The organism is Richelia sinica FACHB-800, assembly GCF_014698825.1.
Classification (GTDB): domain Bacteria; phylum Cyanobacteriota; class Cyanobacteriia; order Cyanobacteriales; family Nostocaceae; genus FACHB-800.
In genome coordinates this window covers 1-8,993 of the sequence record NZ_JACJTT010000070.1, presented here as the reverse complement: position 1 = coordinate 8,993, position 8,993 = coordinate 1, and the positions used below count along the sequence as shown (strand labels likewise).

The following is an 8,993-nucleotide window of genomic DNA, read 5'->3' as shown; positions in this document are numbered from 1 at the left end:
AATGAATTTATAATCACTATCAAATAGATATACTTTAATGTTTCGCCCAAAATCTAACATATTTTGGGCTGTTTTTATCGCATTTTTCTTAACATTCAACACTTCTGGGTTTTGTCCTTTAGCTATTGCCTCAATTGTCCGGTTAATGGCAATCTGTTGATAATAGCGTGGCTGTTTTTTATCAGGACTGGGGTAGTAATCTTGAGCAACAATCGGCTGAATCTCCGAGTCAATCCCCTTCCAATCACAGTATTTTTGCCAAAGTTCCTGCGGTGTCGGGAACTGATTGAGGGGAATTTCCCGTTCTCGTTGTCCCTCGGTGACTGTACACTCACACATCATAAAAGCGTCGCCATTGGAGCTAAAGATAAATGGTACATCAATTAATTCACCAGTAGCGATCGCCTGTTGCATTCCCGCGCTAACGCCGTGATTATTATCCTTAGCCTCAATCACAGCCAGAGGTACACCTGGTTTGTGATACAGCACATAATCAGCGCGTTTCTGCTCACCTCGACTAGCCAGCTTACCCCTAACAATCACCCTACCCTTTGTCAGCGTCACTTCCTCTCGAATCTGAGTGTTGATATTCCAGCCGCGATTAACTAGAGCAGGTGTAATAAACTTGGTACAGATATCACGTTCACTCAGAGATTTCTTGTCAATTGCTTCTGACATAAAAGGGTCGGCTTTCCGTGAAGATTAGTCGCAGTATAATTCTAGACTTAATTTCCACGTGCTGGTAAGTATGAAACTAGGATTTTGCTATCTAACAACCACCAAACCTATATATTCAAAGTCCAATTAGCTACGAAAGCTTTTGAGATGATCGGTAATTTTTGTGGGTTTAAATTTGTTAAATTCTTAACAAAAATCAAAGAAATGAAAGAAACTCATCATGCCATACTCAAAACTATTTTTTATAAATCAGCCTTTTCGGGCAAATGAGGTTATATTAGCCTTGTAGTAGCTATAAACTGCTAAGTGAAGTAGGTTTATGTACATGGCAGAAATTTGTCATTGCCACTCTCAAAATCCAAATTCCATCTTCAACAACAACAAATTGTCACCAACGACATATAATTAGTCACTGTACAAAAATAAAACCGTGGAAATATCAATAAATCCACGGCAATTGATGTGGTGTGAGGAGACTTAACTTATCTCATCATAAATCATTTGTATCTTATATGTATCAAACATCATAGATTTTGTTACAAAATCCTTGTTTGATGACATAAAACCAAAGTTGATATATAAAACCTTATGTTAATGCCCCACCACAGCTAGAACCACATCCCGCAGTACAACCGTAGCAATAATTAGCAGTTTGCACTTCACTAATTAAATCCAACTTACCAGCCTCTAGCAATTTACTAACTGTCAGCGTTTCACCATCATTAGTCTTTGCAGGTAAATTCATCATTTGGTTAAAATCGCAATCATACACATTACCCAAATAATCAATAGAAAGCTCATTGCGACACATTAAATGTTCAACTGTGGATGAATTAAAATTGTCCGCCAAAAATTGTAAATAACTGGAATAAATATTGTGTCTTTGCAAATACAATTTGGTTCTACCAATCGGAATATTAGTAATAGTCAACAATTGATTAAATACAATACCAAAATGTTCTTGCAAGAACATTTTGTAAGCTGTTTCTAGACTCCTCTGATCAGCAGTCAAGGAAAATTTTTCACCCTGAGGTAACTGAGGATTATAAACCAAGTCTAAATGTAAATCTGGGTCTTGACCATAACCCAACTTATTCAACCATTGCAAAGCTTTAATTGACTGGTCAAAAACCCCATCACCCCGCATTTTATCTACATTATCTGCCAGATAACAAGGAAGAGAAGCAACAATTTTTACTTTATGTTGAGCGCAATATGCTGGTAAATCAGCAAAACCTGCCATAAAATAAATAGTTAAATTTGACCTGACAATTACCTGCTTACCATTACTTCTAGCAGCTTCTACTAACGGCTTAAAACCATAATTCATCTCTGGTGCACCACCAGTTAAATCCACAATTTTAATTTCTGGAAACTGATTAATTAATGTGATTAACTGTTGACAAATTTCCGTAGACAACTCCTCTGTTCGCTTTGGTCCCGCTTCCACATGGCAATGGGTACAAGCTAAGTTGCAACGCTTACCCAGATTGATTTGTAAAACATTGATGGACTGTTTAGTCAAAGGAGACTTAAGCCGATGAGAAAAAGGTGTAATAGCCGTTTGCACCATGATTAATTACTTCACTAATAAATTACAATCAGCAATTCTCTGGAGTTAACAGCATCCACCACCATGATAATGCCAGGTTGAATTAGTAACGATGATTTCCTCTGGCTTGAAAGCAGCTAATTTTGCGGCAGTCTTATCACAAACTGCGGCAGGTACTCCCCTCTCTAAAATATGTCCTGCACCATCATCAAAAAATGATTCACTACCTGTATAAATCGCTGTTTTTCCCGTAAAAATACAAGCCCCATCTTCAGGAATTGCCACTTTAAAGGCAACAGAATCTAGGCTTTCCAATAAAATATGTTCAGCCAGATAATAAGTTGTTTTATCTAATAATCTATAAGGACGACGGGCACGAATTTCAATTTGCCCAAACCCTGCATTGATAATTAATTGGGTATATTCTTCATAGCTGATTGCACCTGATAAACACATTGCCCGCAGGCGTTCATCTTGTTGTAAAGTCAGGGGAATAGGACGAGTTGTAATAGGGTCACTCATCTGCAACCTGCCACCAGCTTTTAAAACTCGGTAAGCCTCTGTTAAAGCGCGACTTAAATCGGCTGGTTCAAAGATATTAAATAGGCAATTTTGGGCTACAACATCAACGCTAGCATCATCCACAGGTAAATTAAAAGCATCACCGGGATGAATCTCGACAAAACTGGGGTCAAACCAGGGATTTTCTAGTGACGCTAGTTCTAAGTTGCGCTGTGCAGCTTCTCGCATTGCTGATACAGGTTCAATAGCGATAACTGCACCAGGACGACGGCAAAAGTAGGCAAATTGTAAAGCTTCTAAACCACCACCCACACCTACATATAAAACCGTGGGTTGGTTAGCAAGTTCATTGGGGTGAACAGTGGTTCCACAACCATAGTTCATTTCCTGCATCTGTCTAGGAATTTTCAGCCCAGGTAATTGTAGAGGTGAACTTTGTACACAACAAAGTCCTACTTGGGGTGTTTGTGCTGCTTCGCTATAAAATTGTGCGGCTGTTTCTAAATAGGTCATTATTCTTGCGGAGAGTGTGTTCTGTGCATACTAGTATACTTACAGCCAGCAGCTAACCCACAGGAATTTTTAATTTATCAATATTTATAGAACTGAAAATTGCTTTTAAATAGTTTCTCCCTAGCAATAACAGCTAATATCTTCACCACATTCATCTGCTAAATGACACAAGGCTTTAAATCGCAACCCAACAAATTGCTCGTAAAAAGGATTTAATTTACAAAGTGGTGGAATATGCAATAACTTGTGCCCAAAAAGCACAATATCACGTTCAAATGGGCATTGGGCAGGAATTAATTTACATAATAAGTGAGCAAACTGGGAGTTTTGAACTTCTATTGATTCCAACCATTGGCGAACTGGGTGGAGTGGGTCATAGTGAAAAGGTAGTGTAAAGAAGCTAGTCATGATGAATTACCCTAAATGATGAAAAGAAATTGAGTTGGTTGAGTAATTTATATGTTGGATGGGGATAATCTATGCAGTTATCACCTTTGAATGTTTTTTTAGCTGTTTGTTCCAGCTATATATTTAACTACACCTGGTCTTTCCACCATTTCGGATAATTCTTTAAATTGGGATTTGCAATTTTGGTTTTTAGCTAGGGCATAAATTTCTGTTTTATTAGCGATAAATATATTTAATGTAATTGAGTTTCAATTTTTGACAATTAAGTTTACATTTCTTTACCAAGTATTGAAGCGACACTAACAAATCAATTAATTAAATCAATCAATTGCAATTTTAGGCTGCCTGATAGCAACGCCGAACACTGCCATTCCTGGTTAAATTTATCTACCCCATCAATCATTTAGTCGGGAATATCTCATAAATATCACGGGAATTTTGAAGAAATTTTTCCCTAGATTTGATAACCAAAACTTACCTTGCAGTCCTGGAGGTATATCTGTGAAGCTAACTTGCACAAAACCGAATCGACTGTAAAATTTTGCCAGTTTTTCACCCAAACATTCTAAATATAAGGGTTGAGTCGCACTATTGATCAAATGCTGGGTTAACATACTGCCTAACCCTCGTTTTCTCCAACCAGGGGCAACTACTAAACTACCCAATTCCTGTACATCAGTAAACTTGCGTAATTGTCCACAGGCTATAATATTTTGACTATATTCAATCACCCAAAATTGCTGCCAACGTAATTGGGTGGGGTCAAGTTTGGCAGATAAGACCAAAAAGCGAATTGACCATATATCTTGAGGATTGGCCTGACGGAGGATGCAACCAGAAGGTATAGTCAAATCATAGTGTGCCATTTTGAGACTAAAGATAGAGGTGAGAGTAGCAATAAACTAGATTGTAGATAGATAAATTTCTCTTGCTTCTCTTTATAAGATTATAGCTAGACGCAGTTACAGCAGATTTTATCTGAGAGAGGTACACAAGGAGCAAGATGTCCACCTCTTCAAATTTTCGCCATTCATAGTCTGTAGCTCATCTATCTGTCATAGGCTGTATTTAATCAATGTTGAAAGCGCAACCATTTAGACTTTGTTATTTGACCAAAATCAATCACTCAGTCTGAATTTTAAAAACAGGAGTATAGACTGTCATGGACAAGAACAATGCGGCTAAACTTTTCCAAGCTGTTAAACAAGACCAAATCTTAAAAGAAAGACTCAAAGCCGCAACTAACCCAGAAGCATTTATCCAAGTTGCTAATCTTGCTGGCTATAACTTCACCGTTGAAGAACTGGAAACAGAATTATCTAAATTATCTGCTGAGGAATTAGCAGCTATTATCAATCCGGGAGTAGGCCCTAGACTCCACATAGTTCCCAGATAATACCATGCTAGATTCTGAAGTGAGAAAGAATCTTCCTCCCCAAGGTGCTGTTTATTTAGCACCATTTTATATATTTATCTTTATGGTATTATCGGATTTTCAGACAAATAAATAAAAATGTTTAACAGTTATTGATTTTCTGTATCTTTGAAAATGGCAAGAGGCGTTTTCAGCAAGACCCAATCTAGATAAAGTACAAGCATTTGCATTTTCACAAAGTAGTTGAGACGCTGGATGTTTTCGTCCTTCAACAGCCATGTCAATAATTTTTCTAGCAGCAGTGTCAGGATAACTTCAATAGATTTTTCAAGTAGCTGGGGGATGAGAGTTTCTAGCATTGCGAGTATCTCAGTTGCTTGTGGTTGACTGAGTTAAATGTCGCAATTTTCTTTTAGAGTTATTTATTTGACTTGCTCTTGATTTGTCTTGACTTACCCTGACTTGCCTTGACTTGGCGCAAATTGTCGAAAACGCAAGCTATACTGGAATCGGCAGCGTTTTCCAGTGCTTCTATGCCCTTACCTGAAGATTTCCTCAAACAACTCCAACAATACAGTGAATTATCAAACAGAGAGAAGGAAGTTTTTATAGAAATCTTTGGACGTGGTAAAAGTCGAGTACAAGTAGCACAGACACTTAGCATCAGTGAAAGCAATGTCAGTACCTGCCTATCCGGTATTTACAAGAAGTTCCAGATTACAGGTAGTGGCCCTGTTAAAGAAACGCGCTTGCGAGAATATCTAGGAAAGCGGTATTCACAGCAAAAACCCCCTGTAAATGCTGATGTTGTAGATTCTGAAATTGATGCTTTAGTCCAAGAAATTCGCGCCTTGGTTAAACCCCATATCAAAGAAAAATGTGGAACCATGCGTGTTTTAGATATGGAACAACGAATAGAGTTAACTGGTGAAAGGGGTATTTATACAAATGTCAATATCTTGGAGAAACTAAACCGAAACCGACGCATAGAAATTGCTGAACTTTTAAAAAACTGTAACCCTGAAGAATTTGACCGTTTTGGACTTAGCAAAGTAACTGAGAAGCGAATACCGGGATTAGAAGCGGTGCAGCGTCATAGTAAACTGATGGTTTTAGGAAAACCAGGTGCAGGTAAAACCACATTTTTAAAATATCTGGCAATGCACTGCATTGAAGGGGAATTTTTAACAAATAAAGTTCCGTTTTTCATTACCCTGAAAGAATTTGCAGAAAAACCCAAACAGCCAGATTTACTAGAATATATTGCTCAACAGTTATCAGCGTGTCGTGTCAAGGATGCTGAAGATAAAATAGATAAAATCTTGAGTCAAGATAGAGGATTAATTTTATTAGATGGTTTAGATGAAGTCCGAGCAGAAGATACAAACCGTGTTTTAAATCAAATTATTGATATTTCTACTAAATATCACACCAATCAGTTTGTAATTACTTGCCGCATAGCGGCCAAAGAATATACTTTTGAACGCTTTACAGAAGTGGAAATGGCGGATTTTAACAAACAGCAAATAGCAACATTTGCCCAAAATTGGTTTAGGTTAATTGACCCAGTAAAAGCAGACCGTTTTATTCAGAGGTTAAAAGAAAACGAACCTATTTATGAACTAGCAACCAATCCATTATTATTAACCCTGTTGTGTTTGGTATTTGGCGAAAATAATGATTTTCCGGCAAATCGTTCTGAACTTTATAAAGAAGGTGTAGATATACTACTCAAAAAATGGGATGCCAAACGGAATATTGAACGTGATCAAGTTTATAAAAATCTATCTTTGCACCGTAAAGAAGATTTATTGAGTCAAATTGCACAGATTACTTTTGAGCAGGGGAATTATTTTTTTAAGCAAAAAATGGTTGAGGGATATATAGCTGATTTTATCTATAACTTGCGCGATGCTCGTACAGAACCACAGGAATTAGAACTGGATAGTGAAGCTGTTTTAAAGTCTATTGAATCTCAGCATGGGCTATTAGTAGCAAGAGCGAATGGAATCTATTCTTTCTCACATTTGACGTTTCAAGAATATTTTACAGCTAGAGAAATTGTGGCCAATTCTTCCTATGAGATTTTGATGGAATATATTACAGAGACACGCTGGCAGGAAGTTTTTTTACTCACTGTAGGTATGATGCGGAAGGCTGACGACTTAATCCTATTGATGAAGCAAAAAATTGATATGCTAGTTGGTTCAGATGAAAAATATCAGAAATTATTAATTGAGGTTAATATAAAATCTAATTATTTAGAAGTAAAGTGTAGAAAAGCTAGTCTAAGGGCTTTTTATTTTTGGATTGAAGCAAATTATTTATTCGAGAGTATTATCATCGATAATAATATTCTTGTTCCCACATTATCATGGAAAATAGATAAAAGGATTGGGGATTATGAAAATATCAATATTATATTAAATATTTTTTTTAAACTCGCACGTAAACTTTTGAAAGTTGATTATAGCAATAATTATTTTACTGATATTCATGAATTATGCTTACATTATTTGCCTAGAGTGTATGAGGCGATAATTTCTGGTGAATTTGATCATAAAATTAAAAATGATTTGAAAAATATTTGGTTGCAATTACCATATGAGGAAATTAAAATTAAAAATAAGTTTTTAGAATGGCGAATTTATCATGGTATGAGTTGGATAGAGAAACTTGAATCTGTCTTGATTCAATATATTGATATTGGATGCTCTTGGCAATTCAATGAGGCACAAAAAGAGTTGTTAGAGCGTTACTACAAAGCTAATAGACTTCTAATAAATTGCCTAAATAGCGATTGTTATGTAAGCCGCGAAGTTAGAGAATACATTGAGGATACTTTGCTTTTACCGATGAGTGAGATTGAAAAGATAAAGAAACAATGAAGCTTTTGCGTGGTTGGAAGCTAATCAGGAAGCTTAGTTAGAAATTTTTATCTGTTTAACTTTCAACAGGAATATCATTTAATAGTTGCTGAAATTCATCTGTAGAAATAATCGTTTTTTGAGCAAGTATTATCAATCCAGATGAATCATTGATAGTCTTCACTGCATTAATAACAACATTTCAATCTTGTGGTAATAATTGCTCAAACTCAGAGATTGAGGGAATAGAAATAGCTCTTTTTAACAATGTTTTCAAAACAGATGAATCATTAATTTGATTTACTGCATTAACAATAGATGTTGGTAGTTCTCCAAATCTTGTTTCCATGACTTCAATGAGATTATCTCGTCCCATTTGTAGAATACCTTCTTGAATACCTAATTCAAGTCCTAACTGACGACCTTCTTGTAGCCCTTCCTCAATTCCTTCTTGTTTCGCTAATCGTTCAATACTGGTTACATAGCGCATTTTTCTTGCCTCTTCGTAACTTCTGATTTCTGTTTTAAAATTAATTGCCAGTTCTTCTGGTAAAACCATTATCCAGTCTATAAACCGGAATAATTGTCTGATATCTTGCCGACTGAAACCGCTTTCTAAGAGCAATCTCACTAAACTTAATTTCCACTGTAATCTATTTTCAGGATTACGTTTAGTGGCTTTACTCTTTAAATGTGCCATCACAACGATAGCAAAGGGGTTTTTGCTATTTTCTAGACTTGACCAGGATGGTTCATAATCTAATAATTTAGCAATCGGAAAGTCTAGACTGACACGACACCCTCCTAATTGATAATTATAACTTGACGGTCGCCAGTTTGCTTCTTCATCCGCTAAAACAGCCAAACTAATTACACGCTTTTTATGACGGTCAAACAAGCGGTAATTATATGTATACATGCAGAAATGTTGAATCCTAATACAAAACTTTACATATCTAGTTATACTAGCTCTAAAAAGGTTAAATATGTCAACAAAACATAATCTCCTCAAACCAATGAACATAACTGATTTTCTGACACATACAAGATTGTAAATAGCGAAGTTTATCTAATAGCT

General features: G+C 36.2%; 9 protein-coding genes. 2 read left to right on the top strand and 7 right to left on the bottom strand.

Annotation, left to right across the window (positions count from 1 at the left end; translation table 11 throughout):
- From H6G73_RS23850 to H6G73_RS23830, 5 genes are all read right to left on the bottom strand, one after another.
- On the bottom strand, positions 1 to 678 hold a 678-nt coding region (locus H6G73_RS23850), incomplete at its 3' end, for a type I restriction endonuclease (protein WP_242034303.1).
- Between the two features lie 586 nt (positions 679 to 1,264).
- Positions 1,265 to 2,251, bottom strand: coding sequence for an arsenosugar biosynthesis radical SAM (seleno)protein ArsS (arsS, locus tag H6G73_RS23845; RefSeq protein ID WP_190608985.1), 987 nt, complete (start codon positions 2,249 to 2,251; stop codon positions 1,265 to 1,267).
- Positions 2,252 to 2,296: 45 nt separating this feature from the next.
- Positions 2,297 to 3,265 (bottom strand): arsenosugar biosynthesis arsenite methyltransferase ArsM, encoded by a 969-nt coding sequence (gene arsM, locus H6G73_RS23840; protein ID WP_190608984.1) that lies wholly within the window; start codon positions 3,263 to 3,265, stop codon positions 2,297 to 2,299.
- A gap of 120 nt (positions 3,266 to 3,385) precedes the next feature.
- Positions 3,386 to 3,673 (bottom strand): Mo-dependent nitrogenase C-terminal domain-containing protein, encoded by a 288-nt coding sequence (locus H6G73_RS23835; RefSeq protein WP_190608982.1) that lies wholly within the window; start codon positions 3,671 to 3,673, stop codon positions 3,386 to 3,388.
- Positions 3,674 to 4,068: 395 nt separating this feature from the next.
- Positions 4,069 to 4,539, bottom strand: a complete 471-nt coding sequence (locus H6G73_RS23830) for a GNAT family N-acetyltransferase (protein ID WP_190608980.1) — start codon at positions 4,537 to 4,539, stop codon at positions 4,069 to 4,071.
- A 296-nt stretch (positions 4,540 to 4,835) separates the two neighbouring features.
- Between H6G73_RS23830 and H6G73_RS23825 the strand changes: the two genes are divergently transcribed.
- A complete protein-coding gene (locus H6G73_RS23825; RefSeq protein ID WP_190608978.1) occupies positions 4,836 to 5,069 on the top strand; it encodes a Nif11-like leader peptide family natural product precursor in 234 nt (77 codons plus the stop codon).
- 128 nt (positions 5,070 to 5,197) lie between these two features.
- On the opposite strand, the gene H6G73_RS23820 is transcribed toward H6G73_RS23825, so the two are convergent.
- Complete coding sequence (locus H6G73_RS23820; RefSeq protein ID WP_190608976.1) at positions 5,198 to 5,407, bottom strand: hypothetical protein; 210 nt, start codon at positions 5,405 to 5,407, stop codon at positions 5,198 to 5,200.
- 108 nt (positions 5,408 to 5,515) lie between these two features.
- On the opposite strand from H6G73_RS23820, the gene H6G73_RS23815 reads away from it, so the two are divergent.
- Positions 5,516 to 7,936: an NACHT C-terminal helical domain 2-containing protein gene (locus tag H6G73_RS23815; RefSeq protein WP_199317845.1), complete on the top strand. Its 2,421-nt coding sequence runs from the start codon at positions 5,516 to 5,518 to the stop codon at positions 7,934 to 7,936.
- A gap of 181 nt (positions 7,937 to 8,117) precedes the next feature.
- Here the strand turns inward: H6G73_RS23815 and H6G73_RS23810 are convergent, their stop codons facing one another.
- A complete protein-coding gene (locus H6G73_RS23810; protein WP_242034302.1) occupies positions 8,118 to 8,834 on the bottom strand; it encodes a Yae1 family protein in 717 nt (238 codons plus the stop codon).
- Positions 8,835 to 8,993 lie beyond the last annotated feature (159 nt).

Coding starts and splice junctions, on each gene's coding strand:
- H6G73_RS23810 (WP_242034302.1), bottom strand. CDS start 8,834: ATGTATACATATAATTACCGCTTGTTTGACCGTCATAAAAAGCGTGTA.
- H6G73_RS23825 (WP_190608978.1), top strand. CDS start 4,836: ATGGACAAGAACAATGCGGCTAAACTTTTCCAAGCTGTTAAACAAGAC.
- H6G73_RS23820 (WP_190608976.1), bottom strand. CDS start 5,407: ATGCTAGAAACTCTCATCCCCCAGCTACTTGAAAAATCTATTGAAGTT.
- arsM (WP_190608984.1), bottom strand. CDS start 3,265: ATGACCTATTTAGAAACAGCCGCACAATTTTATAGCGAAGCAGCACAA.
- H6G73_RS23835 (WP_190608982.1), bottom strand. CDS start 3,673: ATGACTAGCTTCTTTACACTACCTTTTCACTATGACCCACTCCACCCA.
- arsS (WP_190608985.1), bottom strand. CDS start 2,251: ATGGTGCAAACGGCTATTACACCTTTTTCTCATCGGCTTAAGTCTCCT.
- H6G73_RS23830 (WP_190608980.1), bottom strand. CDS start 4,539: ATGGCACACTATGATTTGACTATACCTTCTGGTTGCATCCTCCGTCAG.